Genomic DNA, 17,054 nt, shown 5'->3' with positions numbered 1-17,054 from the left:
GTGTGCTGTCCCGCAAATAGCTGCACGAAATGAAATCGATGGCATCGCGCCCAGGGCAAGGCGCAAACCGCAGTGATAGCCGTAGCTATCGCGAGGATTTGCAACGCAGCCCTGGGGGTGAGGACGCGATTTCATGTGCAGATATTTGCGGGACGGCACACTACATGCAACGACCGGGCGGCGCATTCGCCGCGCGGCTCACGCCAGCCGATTCTCGCTGCTGGCGTCAAACCAGTGGGCGTTGGCGGGCTCTACCGCCAGGCCCACGGCGTCGCCGGGCTGCACGCGGGTCTGGGCGTCGGTGCGCAGCGTGACGCTGCCTGCGGCGGTGTCCACCATCACATAGGTGTCAGGTCCCGTGGGCTCCACCACACTGACGCGGCCGCGCCAGGGGGCGGTCTCCTGAATCACCAGGTGCTCGGGACGCACGCCCAGCAGCACCTCGTTGGCACTGGCGGGAGCGGCCAGGTTCAGCGCCGCACCCTGAATGCCAAACTGCCCGCCTGTGGCCGTACCGCGCAGCAGGTTCATGGTGGGCGATCCGATGAAGGTGGCCACGTAGGTGTTGGCCGGGCGGTTGTAGATGTCGTCCGGTGTGCCCAGCTGCTGCACCACGCCGCCCTTCATCACCGCGATGCGCGAGCCCAGCGTCATCGCCTCGACCTGGTCGTGCGTGACGTACACGCTGGTAATGCCACTGGCCTGGTGCAGGCGCTTGATCTCGGCGCGCATCTCCACGCGCAGCTTGGCGTCCAGGTTGGACAGCGGCTCGTCAAACAGGAACAGCTGCGGCTGCCGCGCCAGTGCCCGGCCCATGGCCACACGCTGGCGCTGCCCGCCCGACAGCTGGCTGGGCCGGCGGTCCAGCAGGTGGCTGATCTGCAGCATGGTGGCCACTTCGTCGATGCGCTTTTGGCGCTCGGCCTTGGGCATCTTGCGCATCTCCAGCGCAAAGCCGATGTTGTCGGCCACGCTCAAGGTGGGGTACAGCGCGTAGCTCTGGAACACCATGGCGATGTCGCGGTCGCGCGGGGGCATGCCCACCACGTTCTTGCCGCCGATGCGGATCTCGCCCTCGGTGGGCTCGTCCAGCCCCGCAATGATGTTGAGCAGCGTGGACTTGCCGCAGCCCGAGGGGCCGACCAGGATGAGGAACTCGCCGGGCGCGACGTGGATGTCCACCTTGCGCAGCACTTCCACGCTCTTGTCGCCCTTGCCAAAGCGCTTGTTGATGCCTGCAATGTCGAGTGATGACGCCATGATTTATCCCTTCACCGCGCCGGCCGTCAGCCCGCGCACAAAAAATTTACCAGCCAGCACATAGATCACCATCGTGGGCAAGCCCGCAATGATCGCGGCCGCCATGTCCACGTTGTAGGCCTTCACGCTGCTGCTGGTGTTGGCCAGGTTGTTGAGGCCCACGGTGATGGGCTTGGACTCGGTGCCCGAGAACACCACGCCGAACAGAAAGTCGTTCCAGATGTTGGTGAACTGCCAGATCAGCGTGACCATGACGATGGGCGTGGACAACGGCAGCACGATGCGCCAGAAGATCTGCCAGAAGCTCGCACCGTCCATGCGTGCTGCATTCACCAGCTCCTTGGGGATGGCCGCGTAGTAGTTGCGAAAGAACAGCGTGGTGCCCGCCAGCCCGGCCAGGCAGTGCACCAGCACCAGCCCGGTGATGGAGCTGGACAAGCCCAGCCAGCCCAGCACCTGGCTCATGGGCAGCAGCACGACCTGGAAGGGCATGAACACGCCAAACAGCAGCAGGCCAAACAAGGTGTCGCTGCCGCGAAACTTCCACAGGCTCAGCACATAACCGTTGAGCGCGCCCCACACGGTAGAGATCAGCACGGCCGGCACGGCCATGGCCACCGAGTTCCAGAAGAAGGGGCGCAGGCCATTGCAATCCACCCCCGTGCAGGCGGTGGACCAGGCCGTGCCCCAGGCCGACCAGTTCAGCGATCCCGGCAGCGCCAGCAGCGAGGTGCTGCGGATCTCCTCGGCGTCCTTGAACGACGTGACCAGCATGGCGTACAGCGGCAGCAGAAAAAACGCGGTGGCCAGGGCCAGCACGCCATAGACCAGCAGGCGGCCCACGGACGGAAACACAGAGGGCTTAGCGGTCATGGGGTTTGCTCCGCAGTTCGCTGTAAAGGTAAGGAATCACCAGGGCCGCCACGGTGGCCAGCATCATGGTGGCACTGGCCGCGCCCAGGCCGATCTGGCCGCGCGAGAACGACATGGTGTACATGAAGGTGGCGGGCACATCCGTGGCAAAGCCGGGGCCGCCGGCCGTCAGTGCCATCACCAGGTCAAAGCTCTTGATGGCTAGGTGCGACAGCACCATGAGCGTGGAGAAAAATACCGGCCGCAGCGCAGGCAGCACGATGCGCCAGTAGATGCGCGGCAGCGAGGCACCATCGACCTGCGCGGCCTTGATGATGCTGTCGTCAATGCCGCGCAGCCCCGCCAGGAACAGCGCCATGGCAAATCCGGCGCTCTGCCAGATGCCGGCAATGACCACGCAGTAGATGGCCATCTCGGTATCCACCAGCCAGCCAAATTCAAAGTTCGTGAAGCCCCAGTCGCGCACCATTTTCTCGATGCCGAGGCCGGGGTTCAGCAGCCACTTCCAGGCCGTTCCCGTCACCACAAACGACAGCGCCATGGGGTACAGGTAAATGGTGCGTAACGCGCCCTCAGCGCGGATCTTCTGGTCCAGCAGCACGGCTAGCACCACTCCAATCACCAGCGATCCGCCCACATAGCCCACGCCAAAAATGCCCAGGTTCTTCAGGGCCACCCACCAGCGGTCCATCTCCCACAGGCGCTCGTACTGCGCCAGGCCCGCCCATTCGTAGTTGGGCAGCATGCGCGATGCGGTGAGGCTGAGCACGCCGTTCCACACCATGAGGCCATAGATGAAGGCAAAACCCAGCACGAACGCCGGGGTCACCACCAGCCTGGGCAGCCAGGTTTCAAAGGAATTCTTCATTGCTTGCGAATCTCTCTTGCGTACGCACTGCACACGCTGCGTGCGCGGTAGGCGCTGTACGCGGTGTCTCGATCAGTCACTGAATCACCGTTTCACTCATTCACACATTCACTTTGTGTCACATGAAAAAAGGGGGGTACGCACAGAGCACCCCCCAATGAACAAAGTGTTTACCTCAAACTAACTCGCTACTCACTCACTTAGAACCTGTTCAAAATCTGTTCGGGGATCGCATTGGAGTGCAATCGGGATGAGTGGATGCTTCGGATGCGCCGCATGGGCTCGTGCCCATGCAAGCAGTCGAGGCGTCCAATCGCCCGATTTCACTCCAACCCTTCGGGCAAGTGCCTTGCCGGGCGGTCTGCGGCGTTGCGGCGCTTGCCAATAGCACGGGCTATTGGCTGCGCACCGCGCCTTGCACCCCATCCCGGCAAGGTACTTGTGCGACCCCGAAAAGATCTTGAGCAGGTTCTTACCACCACACCTCGTACTGCACGCCCACCAGCGTGCGCGAGGTCTTGCCATTGGCGCCAAAGGTGCCTGCGTTGGCCACCGCCGCCGCCTGGTTCCAGTTGGCCTTGGTCACATACAGACGCAGCTCGGGGCGCGACCAGAAGTCTTCATTCAGTGCCAGGGCACCCGCCAGCGTGACCTTGGACAGGCGCTGGTCCGGACCACTGCCCTTGCGGGTGGTGGTGGACAGTTCCACCAAGCCCTTGAAGTTCTTGGTGAACGCGTACGAACCACGGCCGCCCAGCGAGAAGTCCTTGGTCTCCACACCAGTCAGGTCAGCCTTGTTGGTCTGGTAACCAATGAGGGCCTGGCCGCCAAACGGGCCGCTTTGCCAGTTGATGGAGTCGGCTATGCGGGTGGCGCGCTTGCCAGCGCTGGTGCCCTCAATGGCCTCAAACTCCCCGTCGATGCGGGCATGGCCACGCGATGTCTGCAGGTACAGCGTGTTGGTGATGCCGGGCAGCAGGAACTCCTTCTGCGTGTGCATCAGCGAGATGCCAGAGCCCGAGCCGCCGCCCACCTGGTTCTTGCCCCCCACAGCCGTCAGCAGCACCCGCAGCTTGCCGCCGGGGTTGGTGTTGATGTCAGACAGGTCTGCGTTGATGCGGTGTGCCTTCACGTTGTTGGGCAGGCCGCCGTCAAACTTGTCGCCGGAGAACACGCCCACGCCCAGCTTCATGCCGCCCACAGGCACGTCGGTCACACCGGCGCCGATGTTGTCGCCGTAGTTCAGCAGGAAGTAGTCGACGATGTGCACGTCCTGGATCCGCAGGCGGCGCTGGCCGACCCAGAACTTGGCTTCGGGCGAGAACGAGAAGCCGCTCATTTCCACAAACGCCTGTTCGGTGCTGATGTCGCCACTGCCCCACTTGGCGGGCATGTAGTTCACCTTCCAGTTGATGCCACCGGCCTCGAAGCCCTTGGCGAAGTTGACTTCGATGCCGTTGTCACCCTCGTTGCCCAGGCGGTACTTCTGCAGTTCGCCGCCCAGCGTCAGGTTGCCCTTGACGCCGTCGGAGTGGTTGAACACCGGGCCACCGCGGGAGTAGCCGTTGAACTCGAAGCCTGCTACGTCCATAGCAAAGGCGCCATTCGCGCATGCGGCGGCCAAAGCCACCGCCGTGAGGCGGTTTCTTGTCTTCATGATGGGATCCCTCTGGGGTTGGTTTTAGTGCGTGCGGGTGCGTGTGTTGGACACGGCTTACTTGGTCTTCGCGGCGGCCGCGATCTTCTTCATGGCGTCGGCGACGCTCACCTTGTCGTCGTTCCAGAACTGGCTGACGACATCCTTGATCGCCCCTTCGGTGGCAGGCGCAATCGCCATGCCATGGGCCACGCTGGGCACCAGGCCACCGCTCTTGGCAGTGTCGGCAAAGTCTTTGCTGGACAGCTTGGCGCAGTCGTCAAACTTGTCCATCTTCTGTCCGGTGCGCACAGGGATCGAGCCCTTGTTGAGGTTGAACACCTCCTGGAACTCGGGGCTCATGATGGAGCTGGCCAGGTCGCTCTGCGCCTTCTGTGCTGCTGCATCCTTGAGCTTGAACAGGATGAACGAGTCCACGTTGAAGGTGAACGCATTGGCCGTGCCCGGTGCCGCTGCGCACTGGAAGTCCTTGCCCGGCGCCTTGTTGGCGGCAATGAACTCGCCCTTGGCCCAGTCGCCCATCAGCTGGAAGCCCGCCTTGCCCTGGATGAGCATGGCCGTGGCCAAGTTCCAGTCGCGGCCGGGAGCGCCAGGGTCGGTGTAGGTCTTGATGCGGCGGAAGGTCTCCAGCGACTTCTTCATGGTGTCGCTGTTGATGGCCTTGTCGTCCAGCTTGACCAGCGCGTCCTGGTAGAACTTGGCACCGCCCACGCCCAGCACCACGGATTCAAAGGTGGTGAAGTCCTGCCAGTTCTGGCCACCATGCGCCACCGGGATCAGGCCTGCGGCCTTGAGCTTGTCGGCAGCGGCAAAGAACTCGTCCCAGGTCTTGGGCATGCTGGCCACGCCAGCCTTCTTCAGCGCATCGGAGCTGGCCCACAGCCAGTTCACGCGGTGCACGTTGACGGGGGCAGCCACGTAACTGCCCTTGTACTTCATCACGTCGGCGACCACCTTGGGCAGCACGTCGTCCCACTTCTCGGTCTTGGCCAGCGCATCGACATTGGCCAGCACGCCTTCGGACGCCCATTCCTGGATGGCCGGGCCCTTGACCTGGGCGGCCGAGGGCGGGTTGCCAGAGATCACGCGGCTCTTGAGCACCGTCATGGCGCTGTCGCCACCGCCGCCGGCCACGGCAAAGTCGCGCCAGGTATGGCCCTTGGACTGCATGATCTTCTTGAGCTCGGCGGCCGACTTGGCCTCGCCGCCCGATGTCCAGTAGTGCAGGACCTCGACCTCCCCTGCGCTGGCAGACATCGCGGCCGCCAGGCCCACCGCCAGTGCGGCGATCTTTGTCATCTTCCACATACCCTTGTCTCCTCGACGTTGTTTTCCAGAATCCGTTGCTGCGCCGTGATACCGGTGCCGTTCAGCGCAGTCGGTACTTTAATTACAATAATTAATTTAATTCTCAGGGCTTTCCCTGAGAGTCGCAGCGGCCCCACAGCGGGGCCGTTGCGGGGGCCTTTGTTATGCTCAATCCATGGCCACGATACTGATTGTCGAAGACGACGCCCTCCTGCTCGACGCTCTCACCGGCCAGCTCAAGCAACTCGATTACAGCGTCTGCACCGCCAGCAGCGTGGCGCAGGCCATGGCACTTTTGCAGACGCAGGCAGTGGACGGCATCATCCTGGACCTGGGCCTGCCCGGCGCCGACGGCATGGAACTGCTGACCTGGGCCCGCGCGCACATTGCCGGCCTGCCCGTGCTGATCCTCACCGCCCGCGACGGCGTCGATGACCGCGTGCTGGGCCTGAACGCCGGGGCCGACGACTACATCACCAAGCCCTTCAACATGCAGGAGCTGCAGGCCCGCCTGCAGGCCATGCTGCGCCGCGCACGCCAGCCCGCCTTCACCCAGGCCAGCAGCGCGGCGGGCGTTGCCAACACCACCATCGGCCCGCTGGTGCTGGACCACGCCAGCCATTCCGCCGCGCTGAACGGCGACCTGCTGGAGCTGACCCAGCGCGAGTGGGAGCTGCTGGAGCTGCTGGCCCACCGCTGCGGCGAAGTCGTCACCCGCGACGATGTGCTGGCCGCCTGGCGCGCCAGCCCGCCCGAGCCCGGCCAGACCGCCCCCCCGCTGAACTCCAATGCGCTGGAGGTGTATGTGCACCGCCTGCGCAAGAAGCTCGACCAGTCCAACCTGGTGATCCGCAATATCCGGGGGCTGGGGTACATGCTGAACAAGCCGTAGATGGCACACCCCCCTGAGTCGCTGCGCGCCTTCCCCCCGCTCTCGCTTCGCTGCGCTGCGCGGGCAGGGGGACGATGCCCTCGCTGCGGGGCGGCCCTTGCTCGGTATCCCGCGCCCCGGCCGCGCCAGTGTCACGCGTTGCGGGCTTTCACCACCTCCCGCAGTGGGGTTCGCTGACATGCGCCACGTACCTGGGGTCTCTCTTCAACGCAAGCTGCTGCTGTGGCTGCTGCTGCCGCAGCTGGTGCTGTGGCTGTCGGGCGGGTTTCTGGCCTGGCGCATTGCGCTGCAGAACGGCGAGAAGGGCATTGACCAGACGCTGACCCAGTCGGTGCGGGCTCTGGCGCGGCAGATCAAGCCGATTGGCGACGGGCTGCTGGTGGACTTTCCGAAGGCCGCGCAGGACATCCTGGAGCAGGACCCAGCCGACCGCATCACCTACATGGTGTCGTCCCCGCCCGGCCGCTTTCTGCTGGGCAACGCGCAGCTGCCAGCACCGCCCGCCCAGGTCGATGTGGCGGTGGGCGAGGCGTTTTTGTACCAGGCGCGGGTGGACGACAAACCGGTGCGCGTGGCCTTGCTGGACGTGGACTACGGCACCGCCTCCACCCGCCAGCGCCTGCGCGTGCAGGTGGCCCAGAGCCTGACGGTGCGCGAGCGCATTGCGCAGGAGCTGCTGGAGCGCATGGTGCTACCCATGGGCCTGATGGGCCTGGCCCTGAGCGCCGTGGTGTACGCCGGCGTGCTGCGCGGCCTGCAACCCCTCAAGCGCCTGGAGGCGCAAATTGAACGTGCAGGCGCACAGCCCCACACGGGCACCACGCCCCTGCCGCCCATCGAGCTGACCTCTGCCCCGCAGGAAGTACATTCGCTGGCCAGCACCATCAACCGGCTGCTGGAGACCGTGGCGCGCGGCCAGCAAAAGGAAAAGCGTTTTCTGAACGACGCCGCCCACCAGCTGCGTACACCGCTCGCCGGCCTGATCGGCCAGACCGAGCTGGCCCTGCACGAGAGCCACGAACCCGCAGTGCAGGCCCGCCTGCAAAAGGTGCTGTCGGCCGCGCAACGCAGCGCCCACCTGGTGCACCAGCTGCTGCAGCTGGCGCGCTCGGAGTCGAACGTGGAGATGCAGTCCATCGACCTCGCCGCCTTGGCCCGCGAAGTGGCCCGCGAATGGGCCGCCCGCGCCCTGGCCCAGGGCATGGACCTGGGCTACGAAGGCGTGGACCACCTGCCCGCGCAGGGCCACCCGCTGCTGCTGCGCGAGGCGTTGAACAACCTCATCGACAACGCCCTGCACTACGCAGGCCCCGGCGCCACGGTGACGGTGCGCGTGGGCCATGAGGAGCCCGGGCACTGGGCACTGTTGGTGGTGGAGGACGACGGGCCGGGCGTGCCGGCCGAGCACCTGGGCGATTTGTTTGCACGGTTCTGGCGCGGGTCGGACAAAGCGGGGGGGTGTGGGCTGGGGCTGTCGATCGTGGAAGAGATTGCGCTGCGGCACGGCGGGCGGACCGTGGCGGAGGGGATGGTGCCGAAGGGGTTGCGGGTGGGGATGCGGCTGCCTGCGGGGTGAATTTTTGGTTTTTTGGCTGGGTGCGCTAGTGCTTCATGCCTTGGCAGCTATGATTTTTATAGTAATCACTCTAGCTACGGGACTGGAGATAGCAGGCGGCGGTTGACAGCTTCATGCGTCTGTTTTGCGCGCTGAGTCCGGCGGCTAGTGCGCATCGAATGGCGTGCCTTCTTTGAGGGCGGAGGCCGGGAGTCGCCCGGCATGCGAGTCCCTTTCTTTCGCGTCGCCGAAAGAAAGGAACCAAAGAAAGGGCGACCCCACTGTCTGCGTCCCCTGCGCTTCGCTCCGGGGCAACCTGTGGTGCTCGGGTTTGGCGGGGTCTCGCTCGAACTCGCTCCGTTTCACTTCGCTCAGACAATCGCGAGCCCTGATCCGCCAAACCCTGCGCTCCTCGGCGCATCCAGAGGGGCAAGAGGGACCAAACATCCACACGGGCCTTTGCTTCGCTCGGCCCAGCTTGCGCAGCGCGTGGCGCTTGCGCCAGCAAAACGAGGCCGAGCGCAGCAATGGCCCGATTGGATGTCTGGCTGTTTGAATGTTCGGCTGTCCCACCCCTGCTGGCTGCGCCTGCGGCGGGGCGGTTGTGGGGTGGCACGCGCGTCGCAGCGCGCGTGCTTCGTGAACTGACTCGCCGTGGATGTCTGAACGAAGCTGCTACGCAGCGCAGTGAGTTCCACGGCGCACCCCGCAACCGCCCCGACGTAGGTTTGCCCCGTAGCGAAGCGCAGGGGTCGCAGACTGGGGGTCGCCTTTTCTTTGGTGACTTTCTTTTGGCGAAGCAAAAGAAAGTTACTCGCATGCCGGGCGACTCCCGGCCTCCGCCCTCACCGCAAGCATGATGGCTAAATCAGCGCACTGCTTTGCAAATAGCAAAAAACAAAAGCGGCCAGCACCTGCAACCCAGGCACCAGCCGCTCAAAAAACCCACAACTTCAAGCAGCGAGGATCAGCTTCTCCAGCTTCACAGCATCCACCGCAAACGCCCGAATCCCCTCAGCCAGCTTCTCGGTCGCCATCGCATCCTCGTTCAGAGCAAACCGGAACCCCGCCTCGTCATAGTTCACCGCAGGCAAGTCCATCGCCTTGGCAGCCTCCGCATCCAACGCCCGCTGCAACGGTGCATCACTCGCAGCCAGCTGCGCCAACAGCTCGGGTGCAATGGTCAGCAGGTCGCACCCGGCCAGCGCCGTGATCTGCCCCACATTGCGGAAACTCGCGCCCATCACCTCGGTGGCAATGCCAAAACGCTTGTAGTGGTTGTAGATCTGCGTGACCGACTGCACGCCCGGGTCGTTGGCGCCCGCGCGCGCGGCCTCGTCCCAGCTTGCACCCGCCTGCTTTTTGTACCAGTCGTAAATACGGCCCACAAAGGGGGAGATCAGCTGCACCTTGGCCTGCCCGCAAGCCACGGCCTGGGCAAAAGAGAACAGCAGCGTGAGGTTGGTGTGGATGCCCTTGCGCTCCAGCTTTTCGGCGGCCTGGATGCCTTCCCACGTGGCCGCGATCTTGATGAGCACGCGGTCGATGTGAATGCCTTCGGCCTGGTACAGCTCGATGATGCGCTCGGCGCGCGTGACGGTGGCACTGGTGTCAAAGCTCAGGCGGGCGTCCACTTCGGTGGAAACACGGCCGGGCACGTGGGTCAGGATCTCACAGCCAAAACGCACCAGCAGGCGGTCGATCACCTCGTCCATCGCACGCCCTTGCCACTTGGCAACGGTGTCCTTGAGCAAGGGTGCGTATTCGGGCTTCTGCACCGCCTTGAGGATCAGCGAAGGGTTGGTCGTCGCGTCCTGCGGACGGAACTGGGCCAGTTGCAGAAAGTCGCCGGTGTCGGCAACCACGGTAGTGAACTGTTTGAGGGCGTCGAGTTGGTTCGTCATGGCGCCATTATTCCGCATTGGTCCGGGCAGCTTCGGTACTACCAACCACCGATACGCCATGGGCACCCAGGCTCAGTTGCACCTCGTCTCCCACGGTCAGCACATCGTCCAGGTCGGACGACACCACAAAGATGTGGCCCAGCGCGGTCTCGAAGGTGTATTCGTACACTGCACCCAGGTAGGCCCGCTTGTCCAGCCGGGCGGGCAGCAGGCCCTCGCCCTGGCGGTGAATGCGCCAGGCCTCAGGCCGCACCGCCACCTTCACCGGGCCGCTCTGCACCGCCATGCGCGGGCGCAGCACCAGCGGGCCGAGCGCCACCGTGCCGTCAGGGTCGGCCACAGCCGGGAACAGCATGGCCTCGCCCATGAAGCCCGCGACGAATTCGCTGTGCGGGGTTTCGTACAGCGCACGGGGCGAGCCCTTCTGCGCAATCAGGCCCTGGTTCATCACGATGATCTGGTCGCTCACGGCCATGGCCTCGGCCTGATCGTGCGTGACATAAGCCACCGTGAGCGACAGGCGCTGCTGCAGCGCGCGGATTTCTTCGCGCATCTCGCGGCGCAGGCGGGCGTCGAGGTTGGACAAGGGCTCGTCAAACAGCAGCACCTCGGGCTCCAGCACCAGCGCGCGGGCCAAGGCCACACGCTGCTGCTGGCCACCCGAGAGTTCGCTGGGCAGGCGGTCGTCATAGCCCACCAGGCCCACGCCGCGCAGCGCCTCCACGGACTTGGCGCGCGCCTGCTCCTTGGGCTGGCCCGACATGCGCAGGCCGTACATCACGTTCTCGACCACGTTCATGTGCGGGAACAGCGCGTAGCTCTGGAACATCATGCTCACGTTGCGTTGGGCGGGGCCCAGCGTGGTCACATCCTTGCCGCCGATGAAGATCTCGCCGGAGGTGGGCGACTCCAGCCCCGCGATCATGCGCAAGGTGGTGGTCTTGCCGCAGCCCGAGGGGCCGAGGATGGTGGTCAGCGTGCCACGCGGCACCTCAAAGCTGATGCCCTTGACGGCCAGGGCCGCACTGCTGTCGCTGCCGTAGCGCTTGGTGATGTTGCGGAACACGATGCCCGCGTCATTGTTGTTCATGGCGTGTTTTCTTTTTTGTCAGAGGGGTCAGTGCGCAACGGGCGCGGCTCCACGGCGGCCCAGTTTGCGATCACCCACCAGCAGCTGGATCAGGCCGATGGAGGCCGACATCAGGATGATGAGCACCGTGCAGTACGCCAGCGCCACGCCATAGTCGCCATTGCCCACGCGGCCGATGATGTAAGTGGTGGCCAGCTCGTTCTCGGCCGTGACCAAGAAGATCACCGCGCTCACCGTGGTGATGGCACGCACAAAGCTATAGACCAGCGCAGCCACCAGCGCGGGCTTGAGCAGCGGCAGCACCACATGGCGCAGCGTCTGCACGCTGCCTGCGCGCAGCATCACGGAGGCTTCGTCCAGCGAACGGTCCAGCTGCTTGAACGCCGCCGTGCCCGCGCGCACACCCACCGGCAAATTGCGGAACATAAAACACAACACGATGATGAGGGCCGTGCCCGTCAGCTCGAACGGTGGCACGTTGAACGCCAGGATATAGCTCACACCCAGCACCGTGCCGGGGATCGCAAAGGCCAGCAGCGCCGCAAACTCGAACGCGCCCTGCCCCCGGAACTCGGTGCGTGCCAGCAGCCATGCAATGGCAATGCCCAGCGTGGCCGTAAGTGGCGCGGAGATGGCGGCGAGCTTGAGGGTGGTGAAGAACGAGTTCCACGCCGTGCCCGCCCACACCACACCAAACTCGCCCCATTCCACGCTGAACGCGGTACGGAAATGCGCCAGCGTGATGGTGTAGTCGCGGCCCCAGGTCTGCACAAAGCCCCCAGCCAGCGCAAACAGGTACACGATGAGCGTGAACGCCATCCAGGGCAGCGCGATGGAATGCACCACGCGGCGCACACCGGTGGGCAGCGGCATGGCAATGCCCGCGTCACCCTTGCCCGACACGGTGGTGAAGTTCTGCTTGCCCAGCAGCCCGCGCTGGATGGCAAACACCGTGAGCGCGAAGAATGTGAGGATCCAGGCCAGCGATGCGGCACGGCCCTGGTCGTACTGAGCGCCCACGATGGCAAAGAAAATTTCGGTGGACAGCACCGAGAACTGCCCGCCCACCACGATGGGGTTGCCGAAGTCGGCCATGCTTTCGATGAAGCCCACCAGGAACGCATTGGCCAGGCCGGGCTTGAGCAGCGGCAGGGTCACGGTCATGAAGGTGCGGTGCGGGCTGGCGCGCAGGGTTTGCGCGGCCTCTTCCAGGCTGGGGGCCACGCCCTGCACCACGCCGCGCATGATCATGAAGGCGATGGGAGTGAACGCAAAGGTCTGCGCCACCCACACACCCAGCCACCCATAAAACCAGCGCGATGGCGTGATGCCGAACGCGTATTCCAGAAACTGGTTGAACACCCCCGCGCGGCCAAACAGCAGGATCAGCCCCAGGCCCACCACGAACGGCGGCGTGATGATGGGCAGCAGCGCCACGATGTTCAGCGGCCGCGCATAGCGGCGCGAAGCGCGCTCGGCCATCAGGGCCATGAAGGTGCCTAGCAGCGTCGTGCTGGTAGCGGTCATCAGGCCCAGGAACAGCGTGTTCCAGGCCACGCCGCAGCGCTGGCCTCCACCCAAGTTCGCCAGGCACGACAGGCTGAAGTTGCGCTCGTGCGCAATGCGCTCCCACACCACGGCCAGCGAGAACGGGCCGTCTTCCAGAAAAAATGCCGCCGACAGCGCCTTGAGCACCGGGAACACGATGAACAGCGCGAGCAGGCTGCCGCAGCCCACCACCGCAGCCGCTACGAACAGGTCGCCCTTGAAGAAGCCGCGCCGCGCCACACCGAACGACAGCAGCACCAGCAGTGCCGACAGCACCACAAACCCGCCCCAGCCCATGCCGGGCTGGCGCGCGCCCAGTTCGCCCAGGCTGGTGTTCATCCATTCAAACGCCCAGCCGCGCGCACCAATCGCAAAGCCGCTGAGCAGCAGGGCCGCCAGCCCCAGTGCGCCCCCCGCCACCAGCAGCGTGCCTTGCTTGCGCCCGGCGGGCAGGCAGGCCCCCAGGCCCGCCACCGCCAGCCCGGCCAGGCCCAGCCACAGCCAGGGGCGTCCGAACAAGGCCGCCTGCATCAGCCCGTTGGCGGCCTGCTCGCTGCTGAAGACCTGGCCGACCGCCAGCAGGCCATTGGCGTCCTGCTGTGCATACCAGGGGAACACCAGGTACCCCAATACGCCCATGGCCAGCCAGACCCACAAGGGCCGGTTGACCGAGGCACCGGGAGCCCGGGTCCGGGGGGTTGCGTGCGCTGCCGCCGCTGCTGCCGACACCACCACCCCTTAGCGTGTTGCGTTCTGCACGTCTTTTTCCCAGCGCGCAATCAGGCGGCGGCGCTCGGCGCTGGCGCCGTACTTGGCGTAGTCGTAGTTGATGAGCTTCATCTTGGCCGGATCGGTCATGCGCGGGTCCTTGGGCACCTGCGTGTTGCTGGGCAGCTGGAACTGCTTGGCCGCCAGGCCAAACTGTTGGCCGCCGGGCGTGAGCGCCCATTCGTAGAACTTCTTGGCCGCCTCGGTGTTGGGGCCGTTCTTGACGATGCTCATGGAGCCCACCTCAGCGCCGGTGCCTTCGGACGGCGTGGCCGATCCGACCGGGAAGCCATTGACCGCCTCGGTGGTCACGTCGTGCACAAAGCTCACGGACACCGTGGTCTCGCCGCGTGCAACCGCCTTGACCGGGGCTGTGCCCGAACGGGTGTACGCGCTGATGTTGGGGTGCAGGGCCTTGAGGTACTCGAACGCTTTTTCCTCGCCCATGATCTGCACCAGCGTGGCGATCATGGTGTAGGCGGTGCCGCTCGATGCGGGGTTGGCCATCTGTACCTCGCCCTTGAACTCGGGCTTGAGCAGGTCGGCCCACGACTGGGGCGGGTTGAGCTTGCGCTTGGCCAGCAGCTCCTTGTTGTAGCCAAAGCCCAGCGGCCCCAGGTAGACGCCCACGGTGCGGTACTTGGAGTCCGCCGCCTGCTTTTGCGCCCAGGGGTAGAGCTGCGGGAGCTGGGGCGACTTGTATTCGAGCGTCAGGCCCTGCTCTGCCGCCTGCAGGTGCGGGTCGCCCGTGCCGCCAAACCAGATGTCGGTCTTGGGGTTGGCGCGCTCGGCATTGAGCTGCGCCAGCGCCTCGCCCGACCCCTTGGCCGTCATGTTCACCTTGGTGCCGGTGGTCTTGGCGTACACCGTGGACATCAGGTTGCACCACTCGGCCTGCACCGAGCAGATGATGTTGACCTGGCCCTGGGCCCAGCTGCCCGACGCAGCGGCCACCAGGGCCGCACCGGCCAGAAGTTTTGTCAGCAAGGGTTTGCGCATGGAAGGCTCCTCAGTATCTGGATAACGTGATGGAGGATGCTATGCGTGCAGGGCCCGTCCGGGCCAGGGGGGAAACGCCCAGGGTCGGTGCAAGCAGGTTGAAAGGCAGGGATTGCGCGGGCCCCGCAGGTTTGGGAACCGAGTTACATTAAATGAGGACGGCCCCGCCACCGCGCTGACCGCAGCCAGATGGAGCGTCCCGTCCCAGCCCCTTTTTCAAAGGCCCCTGCGCAGCCTGCCCCGCCTTCACAGACTGACATGCTCGACCGCATCACCGCCTCCCTGCCCTCGCTGGCCCCCGCCGAACAGCGCGTGGCCAAGCTGGTGCTGACCGACCCGCGCACTTTTGCCCGCCTGCCCGTGCGCGAGCTGGCCGAGCGCGCGCACGTGAGCAAGCCCACCGTGGTGCGCTTTTGCCGCAGCATGGGCTACGACGGGCTGGCGGACTTCAAGCTCAAGCTGGCTGGCAGCGTGAGCGAGGGCGTGCCCTTCATCCACCGCAGCGTAGATGCCGACGACAAGACCGGCGACGTGCTGGTGAAGGTGGTGGACAACGCCGTGGCGGCCTTCCTGCAGTACCGCAACGCGGCCAGCACCGTGGCCATCGAACGCGCCGCCGACGCGATTGCGGACACCTGGAAGAAGGGCAAGCGCATCGAGTTCTACGGTGTGGGCAACTCGGGCATCGTGGCGCAGGACGCGCAGCACAAGTTCTTTCGCCTGGGCGTGACCTCCATCTCCAGCAGCGACGGCCACATGCAGGTGATGAGCGCCACCCTGCTGGGCCCGGGCGACTGCGCGGTGATCATCTCCAACTCGGGCCGCACCCGCGACCTGATGGACGCGGCAGACATCGCCCGCCGCAACGGTGCCACCACCATCGTCATCACCGCCAGCGGCTCGCCCCTGGCCAGCACCTGCCAGATCCACTTGGCCGCCGACCACCCCGAGGGCTACGACCGCTACAGCCCCATGGTGTCGCGCCTCATGCACCTGCTCATCATCGACGTGCTGGCCACCTGCGTAGCGCTGCGCATTGGCAGCTCGCTGCAGCCCATCCTGCAGCAGATGAAAGAGAACCTGCGAGCCAAGCGCTACGCGTAAATCCTGGCCCTCAGGCCAGGCCGGTGTACGCCTTCTCAGTCCAACGTGACACCCGCGTCGCGGATCACCTTACCCCACTTGGTCGTTTCGGCTGCCAAAAAGGCGTCGCACGCCTCAGGCGTGGTGCCTTCACCGAAGGTGCCCATGGTGTCGAGCTTGGCCTTGGTTTCATCACTCTGGATGATGGCGTTCACCGCGTCCGACATGCGCTTGACGATGTCGCGCGGCGTCCCGGCGGGTGCAATCATGCTGGCCCAGGTACTGCCCAGCATGCCGGGCACGCCCTGCTCGATGAAGGTAGGCACGTCAGGCAACATGGGCAAGCGCTTTTCGCTGGCCACGCCGATGAGGGTGATCCGGCCTGCCTTGGCGGGCTGGATCAGGTTGGGCGGAGGGTCGAGGAACAAGGGCACCTGGCCGCCGAGCAAGTCCGTCAGCGCAGGGGCTGCGCCGCGGTAGGGGATGTGGACCATGAAGGTCTTGGTCAGTGACTTGAGCAGCTCGCTGGTCAGGTGCGCCGCAGAGCCTGTGCCTGACGAAGCAAAGCTCACCTTGCCCGGGTTGGCCTTGGCATAGGCCACAAGTTCCTTCACCGTCTTGAACGGTGCATTGGGCGCCACTGCGGCCACCAATGGAGAAACACCCAACAGCGACACCCCCATCAGGTCCTTGCGCGGGTTGTAGGGCAGCTTGGGGTAGAGCGTGGTGTTGGCGGTAAAGGCCGGGATGACCACCCCAAAAGTGTGACCGTCCGGGGCGGACTTGGCGACGGCATCCACGCCGATGATGCTGTTCGCACCGGGTTTGTTGTCGATGACAACCGGCTGACCAAATTGCTTTTGCAGGCCCACCGTCAGCAGACGCGCCATCTGGTCGGTAAACCCGCCCGCCGTGTAAGGCACGATGATGCGAATCGGGCGGCTGGGCCAACTGGTTTGGGCCAGCGCTGGCAATGCCGCACCGGCCAGCGCTGCGCCGGTGGCCTGGACAAGCCTGCGACGGGAAAGGAGTGTGCTCATGGTTTTGTCTCCTGCTAATTTTTAGGCATAAAACAGCCTCAGCGCTTATGCATTAAGCGCTGATAGCTCTATTTTGGTAGCAACCAAATCCCACCGAATGGGCTGTACCAGTGATCTGCGGAGGCTCAGAGCGCCTTGACCAGTTCAGGCACAGCCGTGAACAGATCCGCTTCCAGCCCATAGTCGGCCACACTGAAGATCGGTGCCTC

General features: G+C 65.0%; 13 protein-coding genes. 3 read left to right on the top strand and 10 right to left on the bottom strand.

Translation table 11 applies throughout. The features are described 5' to 3' along the window. Positions 1–198: 198 nt before the first annotated feature. The 5 genes from ACT531_RS21320 to ACT531_RS21300 all read right to left on the bottom strand — a co-directional run bounded on the left by ACT531_RS21320 (position 199) and on the right by ACT531_RS21300 (position 5,966). On the bottom strand, positions 199–1,260 hold the full coding sequence (locus ACT531_RS21320; RefSeq protein WP_343736341.1) for an ABC transporter ATP-binding protein: 1,062 nt from the start codon (positions 1,258–1,260) through the stop codon (positions 199–201). Positions 1,261–1,263: 3 nt separating this feature from the next. Beyond that, a complete protein-coding gene (locus tag ACT531_RS21315) occupies positions 1,264–2,133 on the bottom strand; it encodes a carbohydrate ABC transporter permease (protein ID WP_110959791.1) in 870 nt (289 codons plus the stop codon). After that, positions 2,123–3,001, bottom strand: a complete 879-nt coding sequence (locus tag ACT531_RS21310; protein WP_015012611.1) for a carbohydrate ABC transporter permease — start codon at positions 2,999–3,001, stop codon at positions 2,123–2,125. Before ACT531_RS21310 ends, ACT531_RS21315 begins: the two co-directional genes overlap by 11 nt. Positions 3,002–3,473: 472 nt before the next feature. Further along, positions 3,474–4,658, bottom strand: a complete 1,185-nt coding sequence (locus ACT531_RS21305; RefSeq protein WP_476018720.1) for a carbohydrate porin — start codon at positions 4,656–4,658, stop codon at positions 3,474–3,476. Positions 4,659–4,715: 57 nt separating this feature from the next. After that, the gene (locus ACT531_RS21300) at positions 4,716–5,966 is read right to left on the bottom strand and encodes an ABC transporter substrate-binding protein (RefSeq protein WP_015012609.1); all 1,251 of its coding nucleotides are present in this window, start codon (positions 5,964–5,966) and stop codon (positions 4,716–4,718) included. Positions 5,967–6,141: 175 nt separating this feature from the next. On the opposite strand from ACT531_RS21300, the gene ACT531_RS21295 reads away from it, so the two are divergent. Both ACT531_RS21295 and ACT531_RS21290 read left to right on the top strand, forming a co-directional pair. Then, a complete protein-coding gene (locus ACT531_RS21295) occupies positions 6,142–6,858 on the top strand; it encodes a response regulator transcription factor (protein ID WP_476018719.1) in 717 nt (238 codons plus the stop codon). 178 nt (positions 6,859–7,036) lie between these two features. Continuing rightward, a complete protein-coding gene (locus tag ACT531_RS21290; RefSeq protein ID WP_476018718.1) occupies positions 7,037–8,434 on the top strand; it encodes a sensor histidine kinase in 1,398 nt (465 codons plus the stop codon). 932 nt (positions 8,435–9,366) lie between these two features. Here the strand turns inward: ACT531_RS21290 and tal are convergent. The 4 genes from tal to ACT531_RS21270 all read right to left on the bottom strand — a co-directional run bounded on the left by tal (position 9,367) and on the right by ACT531_RS21270 (position 14,722). Next, a complete protein-coding gene (gene tal / locus ACT531_RS21285) occupies positions 9,367–10,317 on the bottom strand; it encodes a transaldolase (RefSeq protein WP_108498661.1) in 951 nt (316 codons plus the stop codon). A gap of 7 nt (positions 10,318–10,324) precedes the next feature. Further along, the gene (locus ACT531_RS21280; RefSeq protein ID WP_476018717.1) at positions 10,325–11,407 is read right to left on the bottom strand and encodes an ABC transporter ATP-binding protein; all 1,083 of its coding nucleotides are present in this window, start codon (positions 11,405–11,407) and stop codon (positions 10,325–10,327) included. A gap of 27 nt (positions 11,408–11,434) precedes the next feature. Continuing rightward, complete coding sequence (locus tag ACT531_RS21275) at positions 11,435–13,594, bottom strand: ABC transporter permease (RefSeq protein ID WP_476018716.1); 2,160 nt, start codon at positions 13,592–13,594, stop codon at positions 11,435–11,437. Between the two features lie 99 nt (positions 13,595–13,693). Beyond that, on the bottom strand, positions 13,694–14,722 hold the full coding sequence (locus ACT531_RS21270; RefSeq protein WP_108498598.1) for an ABC transporter substrate-binding protein: 1,029 nt from the start codon (positions 14,720–14,722) through the stop codon (positions 13,694–13,696). 258 nt (positions 14,723–14,980) lie between these two features. Here ACT531_RS21270 and ACT531_RS21265 point away from each other — a divergent pair, with 258 nt between their 5' ends. Beyond that, on the top strand, positions 14,981–15,826 hold the full coding sequence (locus ACT531_RS21265; RefSeq protein ID WP_015012602.1) for a MurR/RpiR family transcriptional regulator: 846 nt from the start codon (positions 14,981–14,983) through the stop codon (positions 15,824–15,826). 35 nt (positions 15,827–15,861) lie between these two features. On the opposite strand, the gene ACT531_RS21260 is transcribed toward ACT531_RS21265, so the two are convergent. Then, the gene (locus ACT531_RS21260) at positions 15,862–16,845 is read right to left on the bottom strand and encodes a tripartite tricarboxylate transporter substrate binding protein (protein WP_476018715.1); all 984 of its coding nucleotides are present in this window, start codon (positions 16,843–16,845) and stop codon (positions 15,862–15,864) included. Positions 16,846–17,054: the final 209 nt, after the last annotated feature.

This window comes from Acidovorax sp. DMC1, assembly GCF_056314325.1.
The sequence above is the reverse complement of the archived record's forward strand: the minus strand, read 5'-3'. Positions and strand labels throughout refer to the sequence as shown.

Excerpts from the sequence above, each read along its gene's own strand:
- ACT531_RS21320 (WP_343736341.1), bottom strand. The coding sequence starts at position 1,260 with ATGGCGTCATCACTCGACATTGCAGGCATCAACAAGCGCTTTGGCAAG.
- ACT531_RS21315 (WP_110959791.1), bottom strand. The coding sequence starts at position 2,133 with ATGACCGCTAAGCCCTCTGTGTTTCCGTCCGTGGGCCGCCTGCTGGTC.
- ACT531_RS21310 (WP_015012611.1), bottom strand. The coding sequence starts at position 3,001 with ATGAAGAATTCCTTTGAAACCTGGCTGCCCAGGCTGGTGGTGACCCCG.
- ACT531_RS21305 (WP_476018720.1), bottom strand. The coding sequence starts at position 4,658 with ATGAAGACAAGAAACCGCCTCACGGCGGTGGCTTTGGCCGCCGCATGC.
- ACT531_RS21300 (WP_015012609.1), bottom strand. The coding sequence starts at position 5,966 with ATGTGGAAGATGACAAAGATCGCCGCACTGGCGGTGGGCCTGGCGGCC.
- ACT531_RS21295 (WP_476018719.1), top strand. The coding sequence starts at position 6,142 with ATGGCCACGATACTGATTGTCGAAGACGACGCCCTCCTGCTCGACGCT.
- ACT531_RS21290 (WP_476018718.1), top strand. The coding sequence starts at position 7,037 with ATGCGCCACGTACCTGGGGTCTCTCTTCAACGCAAGCTGCTGCTGTGG.
- tal (WP_108498661.1), bottom strand. The coding sequence starts at position 10,317 with ATGACGAACCAACTCGACGCCCTCAAACAGTTCACTACCGTGGTTGCC.
- ACT531_RS21280 (WP_476018717.1), bottom strand. The coding sequence starts at position 11,407 with ATGAACAACAATGACGCGGGCATCGTGTTCCGCAACATCACCAAGCGC.
- ACT531_RS21275 (WP_476018716.1), bottom strand. The coding sequence starts at position 13,594 with ATGGGCGTATTGGGGTACCTGGTGTTCCCCTGGTATGCACAGCAGGAC.
- ACT531_RS21270 (WP_108498598.1), bottom strand. The coding sequence starts at position 14,722 with ATGCGCAAACCCTTGCTGACAAAACTTCTGGCCGGTGCGGCCCTGGTG.
- ACT531_RS21265 (WP_015012602.1), top strand. The coding sequence starts at position 14,981 with ATGCTCGACCGCATCACCGCCTCCCTGCCCTCGCTGGCCCCCGCCGAA.
- ACT531_RS21260 (WP_476018715.1), bottom strand. The coding sequence starts at position 16,845 with ATGAGCACACTCCTTTCCCGTCGCAGGCTTGTCCAGGCCACCGGCGCA.